16 protein-coding genes are annotated in these 15,879 nt (G+C 56.6%); 13 read left to right on the plus strand and 3 right to left on the minus strand.

The features are described 5' to 3' along the window. Positions 1-17: 17 nt before the first annotated feature. The 13 genes from ACFIOZ_RS18615 (at position 18) to ACFIOZ_RS18675 (ending at position 13,742) form a co-directional block, all read left to right on the plus strand. Positions 18-713 (plus strand): PspA/IM30 family protein, encoded by a 696-nt coding sequence (locus tag ACFIOZ_RS18615; RefSeq protein WP_386080331.1) that lies wholly within the window; start codon positions 18-20, stop codon positions 711-713. A gap of 45 nt (positions 714-758) precedes the next feature. Next, the gene (locus tag ACFIOZ_RS18620; RefSeq protein WP_386080333.1) at positions 759-1,481 is read left to right on the plus strand and encodes a DUF2491 family protein; all 723 of its coding nucleotides are present in this window, start codon (positions 759-761) and stop codon (positions 1,479-1,481) included. A gap of 65 nt (positions 1,482-1,546) precedes the next feature. Then, positions 1,547-1,960, plus strand: coding sequence for a DUF350 domain-containing protein (locus ACFIOZ_RS18625; protein ID WP_308335751.1), 414 nt, complete (start codon positions 1,547-1,549; stop codon positions 1,958-1,960). A 26-nt stretch (positions 1,961-1,986) separates the two neighbouring features. Continuing rightward, on the plus strand, positions 1,987-2,610 hold the full coding sequence (locus ACFIOZ_RS18630) for a DUF1190 domain-containing protein (RefSeq protein WP_386080335.1): 624 nt from the start codon (positions 1,987-1,989) through the stop codon (positions 2,608-2,610). A 19-nt stretch (positions 2,611-2,629) separates the two neighbouring features. Next, a complete protein-coding gene (locus ACFIOZ_RS18635) occupies positions 2,630-3,796 on the plus strand; it encodes a glutathionylspermidine synthase family protein (protein ID WP_386080337.1) in 1,167 nt (388 codons plus the stop codon). A gap of 165 nt (positions 3,797-3,961) precedes the next feature. Further along, positions 3,962-6,004: a methyl-accepting chemotaxis protein gene (locus ACFIOZ_RS18640; protein ID WP_386080338.1), complete on the plus strand. Its 2,043-nt coding sequence runs from the start codon at positions 3,962-3,964 to the stop codon at positions 6,002-6,004. A 12-nt stretch (positions 6,005-6,016) separates the two neighbouring features. Further along, positions 6,017-7,084, plus strand: coding sequence for a chemotaxis-specific protein-glutamate methyltransferase CheB (gene cheB, locus ACFIOZ_RS18645; protein ID WP_386080340.1), 1,068 nt, complete (start codon positions 6,017-6,019; stop codon positions 7,082-7,084). Next, a complete protein-coding gene (locus ACFIOZ_RS18650; protein WP_386080342.1) occupies positions 7,081-8,493 on the plus strand; it encodes a CheR family methyltransferase in 1,413 nt (470 codons plus the stop codon). The genes cheB and ACFIOZ_RS18650 overlap by 4 nt, the downstream gene beginning before the upstream one ends. 1 nt (position 8,494) lies before the next feature. After that, positions 8,495-10,609 (plus strand): hybrid sensor histidine kinase/response regulator, encoded by a 2,115-nt coding sequence (locus ACFIOZ_RS18655; protein WP_386080344.1) that lies wholly within the window; start codon positions 8,495-8,497, stop codon positions 10,607-10,609. A gap of 54 nt (positions 10,610-10,663) precedes the next feature. Continuing rightward, complete coding sequence (locus ACFIOZ_RS18660) at positions 10,664-11,026, plus strand: response regulator (RefSeq protein WP_386080346.1); 363 nt, start codon at positions 10,664-10,666, stop codon at positions 11,024-11,026. A 74-nt stretch (positions 11,027-11,100) separates the two neighbouring features. Continuing rightward, positions 11,101-12,780 carry a diguanylate cyclase gene (locus tag ACFIOZ_RS18665; RefSeq protein WP_386080348.1) on the plus strand — a complete coding sequence of 560 codons (1,680 nt, stop codon included), beginning with the start codon at positions 11,101-11,103 and terminating at the stop codon, positions 12,778-12,780. After that, positions 12,770-13,330 (plus strand): chemotaxis protein CheW, encoded by a 561-nt coding sequence (locus tag ACFIOZ_RS18670; RefSeq protein ID WP_386080350.1) that lies wholly within the window; start codon positions 12,770-12,772, stop codon positions 13,328-13,330. The genes ACFIOZ_RS18665 and ACFIOZ_RS18670 overlap by 11 nt, the downstream gene beginning before the upstream one ends. Position 13,331: 1 nt before the next feature. After that, on the plus strand, positions 13,332-13,742 hold the full coding sequence (locus ACFIOZ_RS18675) for a hypothetical protein (RefSeq protein WP_386080352.1): 411 nt from the start codon (positions 13,332-13,334) through the stop codon (positions 13,740-13,742). Positions 13,743-13,761: 19 nt separating this feature from the next. On the opposite strand, the gene glp is transcribed toward ACFIOZ_RS18675, so the two are convergent. The 3 genes from glp to ACFIOZ_RS18690 are packed head-to-tail and all read right to left on the minus strand — an operon-like array spanning position 13,762 to position 15,819. Next, complete coding sequence (glp, locus tag ACFIOZ_RS18680; protein ID WP_386080354.1) at positions 13,762-14,967, minus strand: gephyrin-like molybdotransferase Glp; 1,206 nt, start codon at positions 14,965-14,967, stop codon at positions 13,762-13,764. Beyond that, the gene (gene moaB, locus ACFIOZ_RS18685) at positions 14,960-15,481 is read right to left on the minus strand and encodes a molybdenum cofactor biosynthesis protein B (RefSeq protein ID WP_035580813.1); all 522 of its coding nucleotides are present in this window, start codon (positions 15,479-15,481) and stop codon (positions 14,960-14,962) included. The genes glp and moaB overlap by 8 nt, the downstream gene beginning before the upstream one ends. A gap of 5 nt (positions 15,482-15,486) precedes the next feature. Further along, positions 15,487-15,819 (minus strand): DUF1244 domain-containing protein, encoded by a 333-nt coding sequence (locus ACFIOZ_RS18690; protein ID WP_022521834.1) that lies wholly within the window; start codon positions 15,817-15,819, stop codon positions 15,487-15,489. Between the last annotated feature and the right edge of the window lie 60 nt (positions 15,820-15,879).

Raw genomic sequence — 15,879 nt, forward strand, 5'->3', positions numbered from 1 at the left:
TTTAAGAGAAATTTCTTATGTTAAGCAAAATCATGACAGCCCTGCGTGGCAAAGCGAATGAAACCGGTCAAGCAGTGGTGGACTCCCAGGCGCTACGCATTTTAGACCAGGAAATTCGCGACTCAGAGACTCACTTAAGTCAGTCTAAAACTGAACTTACCCGCCTGATGGGCCAGCGCCAGTTGAACAGTAATAAAGCCGACACGCTGGAAAGTAAAATTGCCGAGCTGGAAAAAAGCGCTGAGGCCGCGCTGGATAAAGGCGAAGAAGCGCTGGCGGTGGAAGTCGCTGAGCGCATGGTGGCGCTACAGGATGACCTGGAAGCGGAGCGCGCCATTATTAGTGAGTACGACGCTAGCATTGAGAAACTGCGCGGTGCTATTCGCGGCACAGACAACCAGCTCCGCCAGCTCAAACAGCAGGTGAGCGTCGTGAAAGCGACTGAGTCGGCGCAGAAAGCCCAATCCGCCGTGGCCGCTCGCCACTCAGGTCAGAACAGCGCCATGAGCAGCGCCATGGAATCCCTGGAGCGCATTAAAGAGCGCCAGCAGCTTAATTCAGCGCAAATGCAGGCGGCTGACGATATGGCGGCAGAAGAGAGCGGTAGCTCGCTTGAAGCCCGCCTGAAAGCAGCCGGCGTAGGTGGCCAGAATCGCAAAGCAGACGACGTGTTAGCGCGCCTGAAAGCGAAGAAAAACGCCGCACAGGAATAAGCGTTAAGAGCAAGTCAGCGTTTAACTTTATTAGGGAGCCAGGCCATGTTTAACACCCTCAAGGCACTTTTTCGCGCTACCACGGAAAAGCCGCCCGAGCCCAATACAGGCCGTCCGGTAGCTGCGGGCCTGCCTATGGGCATCAGCCAGGAAGACCTTGAGGGCCTACGCCTGGATGGGCGCGTCAATATCAAGCTGATTGGCCTGCGCGCCCACTCCGACGCGCTGTTTCGCTGGGACGACGACGCCTACCACCATATTGCTGCCGTGGGGCATGTCGATCTGGGCCAAGGGGCGCAATTGGTGCGTTTCTATCTGGATAACGACACTTGGCTGCAGGCCAATATCGAGCATGGTCAGGTGCTTGAATATAAGCTGTTCGACTTTTACCGTGTCGCCCATCTCTCGGATGCAGAGTTTGATAAGTTGATCAACGGTGACGCCAAACTGCCCGACAGCATCGGCGCGCAGACCGTAACGCTGACCTCGACCAGTGACGAGGCGCGCAGCTGCACCTACCAGCGGGTATGGGGTAACGGAGACAGTCTGTGGTCACCGCCCGTCGTTTTTGAAGAGCAGGTAATGACCACCGAGAGCGTGGCTACCCGGCAAGTGACTCATCACGCGATGCTTTACGAGCGCACCATCGAAGGCGCCGAGCGCATGGAGTACTTGCTGCTGAGCGCTGAAAACGATGGCGAAGGCAGCTTTATGGTGGTGAACAACGTAGGGGTGGACGTAGCCTCCGTTGATATCGACGCAATGTAATCTGTCAGCTGTTTTTAACGCTAACTTAAGAGCTAACTTAAGAGCTATACAAGGAAACTGCCACCATGGTGAATTATCTTTACGGCCTGCCGTCATTTCTTGCTTATCTAGTGACGGCGATCCTACTGCTTGCCGCCTTTATGTACTGCTACAGCCGTATTACCCCACACCACGAGTGGACACTGATTCGTGAAGGTAACGCGGCCGCGGCCTCCGCCTACGGCGGCTCTATTTTAGGCTTTACTATTCCGCTATATAGCGCGATGGCCCACTCGATCAACTTTATCGATTTTGTGCTCTGGGGCGTAGTGGCCTTTATCGTCCAGTTGGCAACCTTCTTCGCCGTTAAGCTGTTTCTGCGTAAACAGGGTGAAAGCCTCTCTCAGCACATCACCGAAGGCCACCAGGCCTACGGCATTTTGATGGCCAGCGTGGCCGTGGCAGTCGGCTTACTCAACGCCGCTTCGATGACTTGGTAACGACGACGTGGTAAAGGAGAGCCTGTATGTCTAAACACGATCACACCCCACATTTGCCACGCCGCAAGCGTAGCGGGCGCTTGTCACTGGCGATGATGGGCGCTAGTGCCTTTGGCCTTACCGCCTGTGGTCAGCCACCCCAGGAAGAGCAAATCACCGATATAGAGTTCGACCAGCCGCGCAGCTTTCAAAGCGTTGAGGATTGCGTTGCAGAGAATGTCTATACCCGCAGCGCCTGTGAAGACGCCTATGAAGCATCTCTGAAAGAGGTGCCGCGCTATAGCACGCTTGAAGAGTGTGAAGCTGAGAATGGTGAAGGCGCGTGTACTGCCCCTACCGATGAGCAGTCCCAAGCCGCAACCGGAAGCACCGGCGGCAGCTGGTTTATGCCCGCTATGATGGGCTATATGGTCGGCAGCATGATGTCCAATACCAACCGTGGCCGCTCCTTTGAACGGGTGTACCAGGAGCCGGTGTATCGCAACCGTCAAAACCAGGGCAACTGGAACACGGCCTCTAACCAGGCGACTCAGCGCGTCACCCAGCGTAACGATGCCATGCGTAGCTCAGTGGTTCAGAACCGCCAAGCCACATCTCAGCGCAGCGGTTTTGGGTCACGCTCCTCTGCACGAGGTGGCTGGGGCTCTTAAGCCGCCAGCAAAGGTTACTATGCTGCGTATCGATATCCCTGAACGAAGCAACTGGAAAGCCCTCGCCCACGAGCTGGGCTTCCATTTTCATACCATCGACGGGGAGCCCTACTGGAAAGAGGACGCCTACTACCAGTTCACCCTAGAGCAGGTAGAGCGGGATATCGAAGCGCCTACCGAAGAAGTGCATGAGATGTGCATGGAGTTGGTTGATAAGATCTGCCACTCCAATGCACTGATGCAGCGCCTGGCTTTGCCAGAGCATATGTGGGACAGCATCCATAATTCGTGGAAGTCAGGCCAACCGCACCTCTACGGGCGGATGGATTTTGCCTACTCTGGCGACGGCCCGGCGAAACTACTAGAGCTCAACTACGATACCCCCACTTCGCTATATGAAGCGGGCTTTTTTCAGTGGGTATGGCTTGAACAGGCCATCGCCCAGGGCATCCTGCCCCGCCATGCGGATCAGTACAATTCGATACAGGAGCGCCTGATCAATGCCATGGCGCACCTTGGCGACCGCATTGACGCCCGTACGCTCTATTTCTCCTGCATTAAAGATAACGCCGAAGAGCGTGCCACCGTGCACTACTTGCAGGATGTAGCGGTGCAAGCGGGTCTCAAGGCACCGTTTATCTATATGGAAGATATTGGCATCCATCCCGGGGCGGAACACTTTGTTGATCTGGATAACCATGCTATCCATGCGCTGTTCAAGCTCTACCCCTGGGAAGAGATGGCCGACGACGCCTTCGGCGAGGTTATCCCGCAGCTAAACACCCACTGGTTTGAGCCCCCCTGGAAAGCAGTGCTATCGAACAAGGGTATTCTACCCCTGTTATGGGAGCACTTTGAGGGCCACCCCAATCTACTACCGGCATTTTTCGAGAATACCAGTAGCCCACCGCTGCCAGCGGGCTGGGTGCGTAAACCGTTCTTCTCCCGGGAAGGCAGCAACGTGGAGCTGATTACCCCAGCCGGTCAGCGCGAAGCGGTGGACGGCCCCTACACCGACAGCCCCTGGATTCGCCAGGCGTATCACCCTATGCCGCGTTTTGGTAACAACCATGCGCTAATCGGCAGTTGGGTGGTGGGCGACCGTGCCTGCGGCATGGGCATTCGCGAAGACGTTGGCCGCATTACCAAAGACTCCTCCTGCTTCGTACCCCACGCGATCGTGTAAACGCAAGTACCCAAAAACGCTTATCCAGGCTGGACAGCCCTCACAAAAAGAGCTGAAATCATTGCCACTACCCTAAGTAGAGTGGTAAGTATCACTCCACTTCTCACCCTGAGCGCTTTTGAGCAGCGTCGCTAGGGCCACGTTTACTTTGGAGCAACGGCGAACATGATAGCGCGCTGGAAATCCCTACCTTTACGGCTTCGGCTATTTCTCTCCTTTGGGATCGTCTTAGCACTGGCAATGCTCCTGGCGCTCTATCTTCAAGCGCGCTCCAACAGCCAGGCGCGGCTGGATAACCTGCTTAATCAAGAGCTACCGGCACAGGTCGAAGGGCTGGCCGCGCATATAAACCTGAACCTCAGCCAGGATCTCGCCATTTCCGAAAGCCTGGCCAATAGCTACTTTATTGAGCAGTGGGTTCGCGACGGTCTGCCCGAAGAGCGACAAAACGATATCGCCAGCTATTTAGCTCGCCTTATGGCGCAATTAGACACCGAGCTACTGTTTATTGCCGCCCAATATCAGGGGCGGGGTTACTATTTCCAACTGCGCAACGGTGAATTTCTTCAGCGAACAATCCAACCGCCCGGCAGCGAAGACGACTGGTACTACAATTTTACTGACAGCGGCAACGCTTACGAGCTGAATTTAGATAGCGACACCTTCTCTCCCGATGATGCTTTTGTTTATGTCAATTACCGCAGCTCGGTCAATGCCGCCAATGGTCGACCGCTGGTAGTGGCTGGCGCAGGACTGGATCTTTCCCAAATGGCCAGCTTGATTGATGACTTTCGCTTAGGTGACACCGGTCACGCTTCGCTGCTAAGCGCTGAGGGAGATCTACTTGTGCGCAGCGGCGAAGCTAACCGTAGTGGTGAATCAGCCCCTATTGATGAGACAACGGCAGAGCCCTTACCCGAGCAGACATCGCAGAGCCTGTTGCGTGACGAACAGCTACAGGTACAAGAGATTGAGCGCGACGGCCAGACTCTGTTGATTAGTACGCGCTGGCTACCCGAGCTGCAGCGCTACCTGATGGTCGAAGTCGATAAAGAGGCGTACCTGGCGTCTACCCGTGAGCGCTTCCTGGAGTCCAGCGGTATCGGTCTGCTTATTCTTCTCGCCGGCCTACTGGTGCTTTACCCGCTTACCGGCAGCCTCATCCGCCCGCTGGTTGATTTCCAGCGCCAGCTAAAAGACATTACCTACAGCCTGGATCTTTCACGTCGGGTCAGCACCGACGACAAAGCCGAGCTTGGCGACCTGGCCAATCAAACCAACGAACTCCTCGAGCGGCTCTCCCGCGCTATTGCGGCGGTGGCTAGAAACGCTCAGGCACTCACCCAAGTTGCCGACCGGCTGGGAAAAACCGCTGGTCTTTCGGGCGTGCAAGGTAGCGATATTGACCATGAAGCGAGCCAAACCATGGCCGCAGCGGTCGAAGAGATGGCCTCTTCGGTAGCTGAGATCACTTCCACCATGGAAGAACTCTCGACCTCGTCCACCCAAATCGCCGACCACTCCCAGTCGGTGGTCGACGTGGCAAATCAAACGCTGGAGCGCAGCCGTAAAGGCAGTGCGGCCATGCAGTTGCTACAGTCAAAAATGCAGGACATCCGTAGCGACAGCGAGCAGAGCCTGACCGAGATCATGACACTGGGTGCAAAATCCAAACAGATCAATAAGGTAATGGAACTGATCAACACGCTGGCCGCTCAGACCAAACTGATTGCGTTCAATGCGGCTTTGGAAGCCTCTAGCGCAGGGGAGTCAGGTCGGCGTTTTTCGGTTGTCGCCAGCGAGATACGTCGTTTGGCTGATAGCGTGACCGACTCTACCCAAGAGATTGAGGCGCATACCGATGATATCCAGACGGCGATTAATCGCTTAGTAGTGGCCTCTGAAAAAGGCGCCTCCTCAATCGAGCAGGGCGTAGAAGCAAGCATAAGCACGGCTCAGGATCTGGAAGCGCTGCTTAAGGCAGCGAGTCAAACCAGCAGCGCGGCCCAGCAGATATCGCTCTCCACACAGCAGCAAAAAACGGCCAGTGGCCAGGTGGTGATGGCGCTGCGCGATATCGATACGGCCAGCTCACGTAACGCACACTCGGTGCGCAGCATTACTGACATCAGCCAGGACATGATCCATATGTCGGCTGAGCTTAACGCGCTGGTGCAGGAGTTCACCCTAACAAATAAAGATCGCTGATAAGGATACCGGATGAGTGTAATTCGGGTAGTCATTGCCGACGACAGCCAAGTAGCCCGCGACGTGCTACGCGATATCCTCAGCCGGGACGATGATATTGAGATCGTGGGTGAAGCCACCAATGGACGCGAAGCGGTGGAGCTAGCCAAGCGCCTTGCGCCGCAGCTGATCACCATGGATCTCAACATGCCAGTGATGGACGGTTTGTCCGCTATCGAAGAGATCATGTACAGCAAAGGGGTGCCCATCCTGGTGGTCAGCGACCGCTCTGATGCGCAAACGGCCTATCAAGCCCTAGAGGTGGGCGCGTTGGAAGTAATGCCTAAACCCACGTTAGAGGGGGCAGACGCCGAACGCCTTGTGGAGCGTGTACGCTTATTAGCCGGTGTCGCGGTGATCACTCGCCTACGCCGACGTGTCACCACGTCCCCCCCAGTCATCCCCTTGCCTCCCCTGCCCACCGCGCCAAAGGGAGTGCCGCGAGACTTTCAGTACGTCGTCGCCATTGCCTGCTCCACCGGTGGCCCACAAGCCTTAGTGCGCCTGCTGCGAACGCTACCTGCCGCTTTTCCAGCGCCAATTGTGATCGCCCAGCATATCAGCCATGGGTTTATTGATGGCATGGCACAATGGCTGGCATCGTTGTGTGCCATGCCGGTCAGTGTGGGGCAGGAGGGCGAGCAGTTGCGCCCTGGGCACATTTACTTATCACCTTCCGAGCGTGATTTATGCGTGTCTCCACGCCACCGTTTCCAACTTAAGCCTAGCCCAGAGACGTCCCTCTACCACCCCAGTTGCGATGTACTGCTGCAGAGTGTTGCGGAGGTCTATGGTCATGATGCAATTGGCATTATTTTAACCGGCATGGGCCGCGATGGCGTTAATGGCATGCGGGCTATCTATCAGGCAGGCGGCACCACGTTCGCGCAAGATGAAGCCAGCTCGGTTATTTACGGCATGAATCAGGAAGCCGTTAATGCCGGCGTCATTCAGTATGAATTGCCCCTTGATAGCCTTCCGGATCGGCTACTGCGCGATGTTCGCGGCTACTTGGATAGCCGACCGGAACCGCTGGCATGAGCGACTTTGCCCCCTTTAAAGCGCTGGTGCATCAGCGCTGCGGTTTACACCTGGAGGGCTTGGCAGAAGCCCGGCTATTCCGGGCAGTCGCCAGCTTACAAGCATCAACGGGGCTCACCGACACCACTGCGCTTCTTAAACAGCTAACCAGCGATCCCGCGCTATTCGATCGGTTTGTTAGCCAGTTAACGGTGAATGAAACCTATTTTTGCCGCGAGCCGGAGGCTCTGAACTGGCTGGTTAGCACCTATTTACCCGAACGCCTAGCGACCCAGAAGCCCCCTCTATCCATCTTCAGCGCAGGCTGCTCATCCGGCGAAGAGCCCTATAGCCTGGCGATGATGCTGTTTGAGCGCTTTGGAGAGCAGGCCAAAACGCTATTTACGCTTACCGGCGGTGACCTGGATCATCAAATTCTGGCTAAGGCACGCCATGCAGTGTATGGAGGCATGGCATTTCGCGCTCTATCACCGGCCTTTAAAGAGCGGTATTTCAGCCCTTATCAGGGCCGCTATAAGCTTCACGAATCACTGCGCCAATGGGTCACCTTTCGACCGTTTAACCTTTTAAACGCCAATGAAAACAGTCCCGGCGGCCCTTTTGACGTGATTCTGTTTCGCAATGTCTCCATCTACTTTGATAAGCAGACGCGACACCATATTCATCAGCAGCTAAGCCAATTGCTAGCCCCGAACGGTATTTTACTCTGCGGTGTCACCGAAACCCTGGGTAACGATCTCGGCGTATTTGAACTGGTCGAAGCCCAGGGCATCTTTTACTTTCGCCGGGCAGAGCAACCCGCAGCCGTGCCAACAGATCACTCTCACGTCGTCGCGCTGTGCGCCACGCCAGATGACAATAGTGAAGGTGATAGCGCGAGCAAAGAGCTAGCCAGTAGTACTGATTTAGCGACCAATGCGCCATCTGAGCAAGCGATGCAAAACACACAAACCGACAGCATCATACAACAGCTGCAAACCGCCCATCGCTTGCTCAATCAAAATGCCTTTGACGACGCCGCTAAGTTGCTAGCAGCGCTGCTTAAACAACAGCCGTGGTCGATCGATGCGCTGGTTCTCGCGGGGTTAGTGGCCCGCTGGCAGCAGTTGCCCCAATTAGCCTACGACTACTTCAAGCGGGCCACTTACGTCGCTCCAGAGTGCTGGCCCGCGCACTTCTACTTAGCTGAACTTTATCGCCAGGGCGAACTGAGCGACGAGCCATCACAGCGCAGGCAGCGCTATGCCGCGGTCGTTCGTTTGCTAACCTCCACACCCACCTCTGCTGGAGGGCTAGAGACGATCACCTCACCGTTACCACCAGGCGATGCGCGTTTTCTAGCCGAACGTTATTTAGAGGCGGCGAACCTCACGTTGGCATCGACCAGCACTACCCAGGGAGTGGATTAATATGGCGCTGGATATTCGCCGCTTTATACAGCGCTTTGTGGAAGAAGCGGCCGACCACCTTCCCCGGCTGCGCGAAGGCGTTAGCGCGCTGGAGCAGGGTCACGCTGATCGCGAACAGGTCAATGAGCTGTTTCGCGCAGCACATACGCTGAAGGGCTCATCTCGGATGCTTAAGCTGGTGCCCATTACCGCCCTGGCACATAGCACCGAAGAGCTGCTCAGCGCCCTGCGCGACGGCACCTTAACCGCAACGCCAGTGGTGACCAGTCTGCTCAACCAGGCGGTTGATGGGCTGGCAGATTTGATCAGCCGGTTAGCGGAAGGGGCGACGGGTGATGACTTGCCCGCGGCTGACGAGGCACTGTGTAGTGCCCTTGAAAATGCTGCCCACGGTCAGGCTATCACCCCGCCCAGCCCGCCAACGACACTTGCGCCCTTCTCTGCCTCCTCGATGCCCCCCTCCTCCGCTGCGCTGGTGACCGAGAGCGAACTACGCCTTAGCGATACTGTGCGGGTTCGCTTGGATCGCCTGGACGATGTTATTCGCTTGATGGGAGAGGTGCTTTCCGGCCACCACCACTTACATGCATTAGTCGACCAAGCACGTGAGCTAAGTACCACACTCCCTGCCGAGCAGCAGGCGCCCTTTCACGCCTTTCACCGGGAGCTGAAAGAGAGCGTTTTAAGCCATGACTCGCTGATGAGCGACCTACACGATCGGGCGCTGCAAATGCGCATGCTGCCGCTCAGCGTCGTGTTTGATCCCCTCGCGCATATGTCCCGAGAGCTGGCCCAGTCACTCGGCAAACAGGTCGACTGCCGCGTGCGAGGCAGCGAAATAGAGCTTGATCGTCAGATGATTGATCGCCTGTCGGATCCACTCATTCACCTGCTGCGTAACGCCCTGGATCACGGTTTAGAGTCACTCGCCGAGCGACAGGCAGCGGGCAAACCTCCCCGCGGGCAACTGATGATTGAAGCGTGGCAGGACGCTGATTGGGTGGTGGTTGAAATGCGTGATGATGGCGCGGGGATCGCACTGGACGTGGTGCGCCAAAAAGCGCTCGCCAAACAACTGATCAGCGAAGAGCAGCTCAATGCACTAAGCGAACAGGAGACGCTGGAGCTTATATTCCTGCCCGGTTTCTCTACCAAGAGCATGATTACCGACTTCTCTGGGCGGGGCGTGGGTATGGACGTGGTCAAGCGCTCCGTGGTAGATGAGCTAAACGGCGACCTGCAGCTAGCCAGCGAACGCGGCAACGGTACCCGCTTTACCCTGCGCCTGCCGCTTTCGCTGGCGATGATGCGGGTGCTGCTGGTCAGCGTCGGCGGCGTCAACTTGGGAGTAACCGCGCCTTACGTATCTGAGCTGGTAGAGTGTTCATCACACTCCTTCATTGATGCCGCCGGGCAGCGCACGCTAGTTTTACGCAACGAATTTGTACCGGTAGTATCGCTTGCCCAGCTACTCGGGCTTCCCGTGACGACTTCCATGACGAATAAAACCCTACTGTTGGTCGTCCATCAGCGGCACCAGAAGCTCGCCCTGATTATTGATTCATTGATTGATGAGCGTGATATGGTCATCAAGCCACTCCCCGTGCATCTACGTTATCTACCCTTGGTCTCGGGTATGGTTTCAATGGGCCGCAATGCGCTGGTAAGCCTGCTACATGTGCCCGCCTTACTGGAAGCCACCCGGCACACTGCCCAGCGTCCAAGCCATGAGCACACTTCTCCCACGCTCGCGAAGCGCATTTTGGTCGTCGACGACTCACTGAATACCCGTGAAATAGAAAAAGATGTGCTCGAAGCGTGGGGCTACCACGTCACGCTGGCCGAAAATGGCCGCGATGGGTTAGCCAAAGCGCTGGCGGAGCCGTTTGATGCGGTACTAACCGACGTTGAAATGCCGGTGATGGATGGCTTTGCGCTGACTACCCGACTGCGCGAAAATGAAGTTTATCGTTACCGGCCGATTATCATTATTACCTCGCGGGAAAAAGAGGCTGATCGGCGGCGCGGGATTGAAGTCGGTGCCGACGCCTATATCGTCAAAGGTAGTTTTGACCAAAACAATTTAGTAGAGACGCTCCAGGCCCTACTGGGCTAATGGCAAGCGTTACTGCTACCCCTATAAATGCCACAACAACCATGAGGTCATGGAATGCATATCCTGGTCGTAGACGACGATCCGCTTGCCGGGGAAATGACGGCGGCACTGCTTGAGTCTCAGGGCCATCACACCTTGCTGGCCAATGACGCGATGGAGGCCGTCGAGCAGTTAGACGCGCATAGCGATATCCAACTGATCGTCAGCGATATGCACATGCCCCTTGTCAGCGGATTAGCGCTGTTAGAGATGTTGCGCGAACAAGATAATCACCTGCCGTTTATTTTACTCACCGGCGACACCCCAGATGCAACGCTAGAACAGACACCAGGCTTAAACGCCAGTTTACGTAAAGATGCCGAACTGGCTTGGAACCTTGAGGCTGCGGTGAGACAGACACTGGCACTCAAAGGCTAAGCAACGCTCGATGCGATGAAAGGGATTAATCATGGAATGGATCGCCGCTTTCGATCACTTACGTAGGTAGTTTGATGTCTAAGCCCGCCCCTACGCTACACGATAAGCTCAATCAGCTACGTGAGCGTTTTATTGAGCAGCTTCCGTCCCGCTTAGCGCAAACCGCCGAGCTGTGGCAGCAGAGCCGTACAACGAGCGAAGAGCAGGCGCGACTCGCGCCGGAGTTGCACCGCTTCTTTCATAGCTTGAAAGGCACCGGGAGGTCGCTGGGGTTTGAGCGGCTTGCCCTGCTAGCGGATCAAGCGGAGGAGGCGCTCACTACCGTCCCCACCCGTGACGATATCGATACGTTTATTAGCCAACTGCTGCGCCAGTTGGGACGCGAACAGCAGCACCTGCGCTCCCATCACGGCCAACAGCAGGCGCTGGCGGCCGTCAACAGCTTCGAACTTACCAGTCAAATGGAGCCGCTGCGCAATCAGCGCCAGCGGTTAATTTACCTGTGCGACGATGAGCCAGAGCAGGTCGATCAATTGATCCATCACTTACGCTGCTTCGGTCATGACGTTGTTCAGTTTATCGATACTGAAACATTTTTTAACGCCGTGCTCACTCGTCGCCCGGACGCGGTGATCATGGATGTGCAGTTCCCCCAGGGCCAGACAGCAGGAACTGAAACCCTGACCAGCTTGAACAAACTCACCGGCCAACCACTTCCCGCCATCGTTCTGTCGGCCCACAGCGACTTTCATTCGCGCCTGAGTGCCGTTCGTGCAGGCTGCGGTGGTTACTTCACCAAGCCGGTGAAACCGCTGGATCTGATGTTAGCCGTGGATGAACTCACTGCACCAGCGGAGGAAGAGCCGTTGAAGGTGTTGGTGGTGGATGATGAGCCCGAAGCGGCTGCCTACCACGCCTTGCTGCTTGAAGAGAGCGGTATGAGTGTTCACCAAGTGCATCATCCCGCCGATGCGCTCACGGCAATGGAGCGTTTTAGCCCCGATTTAGTGCTGGTCGATGTCTATATGCCGGTGTGTTCGGGGGAAGAGCTGGCGACGATTATTCGTCAACAGCCAGAATACCTGGGGCTACCGATTATCTATCTCTCCAGTGAAACCGACAGCCAAAAGCAGATTACCGCCATGTCTGCAGGCGTTGAAGCTTTTCTTACCAAACCCGTGCAGCCCGAAGAGCTCGTCTCTGCTGTGCGTCTGCGCGCCGAGCGCCTGCGTCTGCTGCGCTCATTGATGACCCGCGATAGCATGACCGGGCTGTATAACCATAGCACCACCACCGAGCTGATCAATAAAACCCTCGCCCAGGCCCACCGTGATAATAGCCAGCACGCCATGGTGATGATCGATATCGATCACTTTAAAGAGGTTAACGACACCCACGGCCACTTGGCGGGCGATCAGGTGATTATTACCTTGGCGAGGCTATTAAAAAGCCGCCTGCGGTTATCTGATATTATTGGCCGCTACGGCGGTGAAGAGTTTGTTGTGCTGCTGAAAGGCATCAGCGCAGAGAAAGCCGCTGCATTAATCGACAGCCTGCGTGAGGATTTTGCGCTGGTTGATTTTCACGCCGGTGACGTTCGCTTTCGCTGTACTTTCAGTGCAGGCATCAGCCGCTTCCCCGCGCAGCTCTCTACCGAGTCGCTGCGTTTAAGCGCTGACCAAGCGCTCTACCGGGCTAAACACCAAGGGCGCAATCAGATAGTGATATCAACGGAGCTAGCCGATGAGCGCTGAATATCCACGTGACGGCGAAGCGAATGACCGGCCGTTCACCACCCAGACCCTGGAGGAGGCGTTAGCGGCAAGTGACGACCTCGAGACCGTGGTGGATGTTGATGAGCCCACCCAGCAGTTAGTGCTCTTTCGGCTCAATGACCAGCAGTTTGCGCTACCCGGCAGCGCGGTGAGTGAAATTTTACCCAGCGATCAGCCCGTCTATTATGTCCCTGGGCTGCCCACCTCTACCGAGGGCGTGCTGCACCTGCGGGGCAAAATTGAGTCCGTTGTTAGCTTGCATCAACTGCTCGGTTTACCCAAGCAGGAAGGCACCCCCCAGGGTATGATTTTATTAGTCCGTGCGGCGGGGATGACGAGTGGCGTACGTATTGAGCAACTTGACGATGTCTGTGAGGTTGCCCAAAGTATGCTGCAAGCGCCTCCTGAAACGCTTCATCCCGCGCTGCGCCCTTATGTCAGTGCACTATGGCAGATAGATGAGCGCCATGCGCTTGCCCTGCTTGACCCAGAGGCACTGTTCGATGCCTACCAACAGGGGCTGGGCTAAAGTGCTCCAACAGAGAGACCATAATGAGCAGCCCAAGGTCGCCTTGGTGCTGTTTGGCGTAGGGCCTTACCGAGCGGCCCTGGAAGCATGCCATGTGCTTGCCATGACCGATCATCCCACGACAACGCTCACTGCCAATGCTCAAACACTGCTCTACGAAAGCAGCGACCACGCCTCCCCGCCTAGTCGCTGGCTCACCCTGCGCGACGCACAAGCAACCACTAGTGAGAAAAACAGCACTTGGCAACTCGGCGTCAGCGGTGACATTATGCTTCAGCAACTGTCGGCCAATACGCTCTACCCGCTACCTAAACTGCTGCTTTCTCGCCGTTTTTCAACGGCGCTATGCGGCTTAACCTTCGACCAGCAGCAGCTAGTACTGCTACTCGATGCCCGCAAGCTTAATCCTTAGCTTTCTCATGCCCCCACGCTTAGCCAGCCAACCATAAACAGCGGATGTTATCGCCCACCGTGACGTCGCTATTGGCCGGAATCACTGCAAAAGCATCGGCGTTAATACAGGATGAAAGCACGCCGGAATTCTGGTCATCAAAGGCCGTCGCCGTTATGCCGTTAGGCGTGAACTGAAGCGTTACACGCATATAGTGCTCACGCGGGCCGGTAGAGGTAGCAAACCCAGCTTGCGCGGTCACCGCTGGCAGTGATGTTAGCGCCGGACAGCCCAGCATGGTGCCCAGCAAGGGGCGCACAAATAGCCATGCACCAACAAACCCCGAGACCGGATTGCCTGGCAGACCGATAAACCGTGCCTGACTGCCATCATCGCGCGGCAAACGACCCAGTGCTAGCGGCTTACCAGGACGGATCGCCAGCTTCCACATATCGAGCTGACCAATCGCTTCCAGCGCGGCCTTGACATGATCCTCTTCGCCGACGCTGACACCGCCAGTGGTCACCACCAAGTCTGCCTCAGCAGCAGCGGCCGTTAACAGTGCCACGGTGCGGGTGTAATCATCCGGTACGCTAACGGTACTCACCACTTCCGCGCCAAAGTTCTCTAACAGGCGCCTAAGCATCGGTCGGTTTGAGTTGTACAGCTGCCCAGGCTTGAGCGGGGTGCCCGGATCGATAATCTCATCGCCCGTCGAGAGCAGCGCTACCCGGGGCCGACGGCGCACACTCACATAGGTAACACCTTGACCTGCCAAGTGGCCAAGAGCCGCCGCTTCGAGCCGCTCACCGGCATTTAACAACACAGAGCCGCTTTTCACATCACGCCCCTGGCGACGAACGTTATCACCCGCTGGAATATCCGCAGGCATTAGCGCACGCTCACCATCGATCTCTACACGCTCCTGCATCACCACGCAGTCGGCGCCAGCGGGAATCTCCCCGCCGGTAAAAATACGCGCACAACTGCCTGGCGCAAGCGCTTCAGCCTGGGTACCAGCAGCAATGCGTTGACTTACCGGCAGCCACTGCCCGGCATCGGAGGCACGCAAAACGTAGCCGTCCATGGCGCTATTATCGAACGGCGGCACGTCCAACTGCGCGGTGACGGCCTCGGCCAACACACGCCCCCCGGCCACTTCCAGTGGAACACACTCTGTATCGAGGGCGCTGACGTCTGCCAGTAGCGCTTCAAGCGCGGCGGATATCGGCTGCAAATCAGCCATGCTGCCCCCGGCCTGGGATAACCAGGTTGGCGAAGTTGCAGGGTTTGTGACGGCTATCCAACTGCTCGGCCAGAATGCCGTCCCACCCGGTGCGGCAGGCGCCGGTTGAGCCGGGCAGGCAGAACACTACCGTGGCGTTTGCTAAGCCGCCGAGGCAGCGGCTCTGAATGGTCGAGCTGCCAATTTCCTCACCGCTGAGCTGGCGAAAGCGTTCACCAAAGCCTTCAATACGCTTATCCAACAGCACCGAGATGGCTTCCGGCGTGGAGTCGCGGCCAGTAAAGCCGGTGCCGCCGGTGGTGATCACTACCTGTACTTCCGTATCGGCGATCCAGTTGGCGACCACCGCACGAATGCGGTAGACATCGTCAGGCACTATGCGCTTTTCAACGAGAGTATGACCGGCGCTGGTTAGCCGCTCGACCAACGCCTGACCGCTGCGATCCGTCTCTTCCGTGCGGGTATCAGAGACAGTGAGGACGGCTATGTTGAGGGGCACCATTGGCTCACTCATCGACATCACCCTTGTTTGGCTGCTTTCTTTTTGGCGTGATGCGCTTCCCAAGCGGCCATCTGCTCCGGCGTGGCGGGGGGCTGGTAAAGCTCTTTCCATTCGCTGTAAGGCATACCGTAAACGTACTCACGCGCCTCTTCGTAGCTGAGGCTTTCATCCCGCGCTTCAGCGGCGCTAACCAGCCATTTCGATAAGCAGTTGCGGCAGAAGTCCGCCAGAATCATCAGATCGATATTCTGGACATCTTTGTTATCGTCCAGATGCTGTAGCAAACGCCGAAACGCGGCGGCTTCAAGCTCGGTGCGCGTGGTTGGGTCTAACTCATCAAACGCTGACATAACCGTTCCTCTCATACATGGCTTGGGTTATTGAATAACTTAAGGTGAAGCATAACAAAA

The sequence above is a fragment of the Vreelandella sp. F11 genome, assembly GCF_042466685.1.
GTDB lineage: Bacteria > Pseudomonadota > Gammaproteobacteria > Pseudomonadales > Halomonadaceae > Vreelandella.

What these genes read in the sequence shown, in the direction of transcription:
- ACFIOZ_RS18615 (WP_386080331.1), top strand. Translation starts at nt 18, where the DNA reads ATGTTAAGCAAAATCATGACAGCCCTGCGTGGCAAAGCGAATGAAACC.
- ACFIOZ_RS18620 (WP_386080333.1), top strand. Translation starts at nt 759, where the DNA reads ATGTTTAACACCCTCAAGGCACTTTTTCGCGCTACCACGGAAAAGCCG.
- ACFIOZ_RS18625 (WP_308335751.1), top strand. Translation starts at nt 1,547, where the DNA reads ATGGTGAATTATCTTTACGGCCTGCCGTCATTTCTTGCTTATCTAGTG.
- ACFIOZ_RS18630 (WP_386080335.1), top strand. Translation starts at nt 1,987, where the DNA reads ATGTCTAAACACGATCACACCCCACATTTGCCACGCCGCAAGCGTAGC.
- ACFIOZ_RS18635 (WP_386080337.1), top strand. Translation starts at nt 2,630, where the DNA reads ATGCTGCGTATCGATATCCCTGAACGAAGCAACTGGAAAGCCCTCGCC.
- ACFIOZ_RS18640 (WP_386080338.1), top strand. Translation starts at nt 3,962, where the DNA reads ATGATAGCGCGCTGGAAATCCCTACCTTTACGGCTTCGGCTATTTCTC.
- cheB (WP_386080340.1), top strand. Translation starts at nt 6,017, where the DNA reads ATGAGTGTAATTCGGGTAGTCATTGCCGACGACAGCCAAGTAGCCCGC.
- ACFIOZ_RS18650 (WP_386080342.1), top strand. Translation starts at nt 7,081, where the DNA reads ATGAGCGACTTTGCCCCCTTTAAAGCGCTGGTGCATCAGCGCTGCGGT.
- ACFIOZ_RS18655 (WP_386080344.1), top strand. Translation starts at nt 8,495, where the DNA reads ATGGCGCTGGATATTCGCCGCTTTATACAGCGCTTTGTGGAAGAAGCG.
- ACFIOZ_RS18660 (WP_386080346.1), top strand. Translation starts at nt 10,664, where the DNA reads ATGCATATCCTGGTCGTAGACGACGATCCGCTTGCCGGGGAAATGACG.
- ACFIOZ_RS18665 (WP_386080348.1), top strand. Translation starts at nt 11,101, where the DNA reads ATGTCTAAGCCCGCCCCTACGCTACACGATAAGCTCAATCAGCTACGT.
- ACFIOZ_RS18670 (WP_386080350.1), top strand. Translation starts at nt 12,770, where the DNA reads ATGAGCGCTGAATATCCACGTGACGGCGAAGCGAATGACCGGCCGTTC.
- glp (WP_386080354.1), bottom strand. Translation starts at nt 14,967, where the DNA reads ATGGCTGATTTGCAGCCGATATCCGCCGCGCTTGAAGCGCTACTGGCA.
- moaB (WP_035580813.1), bottom strand. Translation starts at nt 15,481, where the DNA reads ATGAGTGAGCCAATGGTGCCCCTCAACATAGCCGTCCTCACTGTCTCT.
- ACFIOZ_RS18690 (WP_022521834.1), bottom strand. Translation starts at nt 15,819, where the DNA reads ATGTCAGCGTTTGATGAGTTAGACCCAACCACGCGCACCGAGCTTGAA.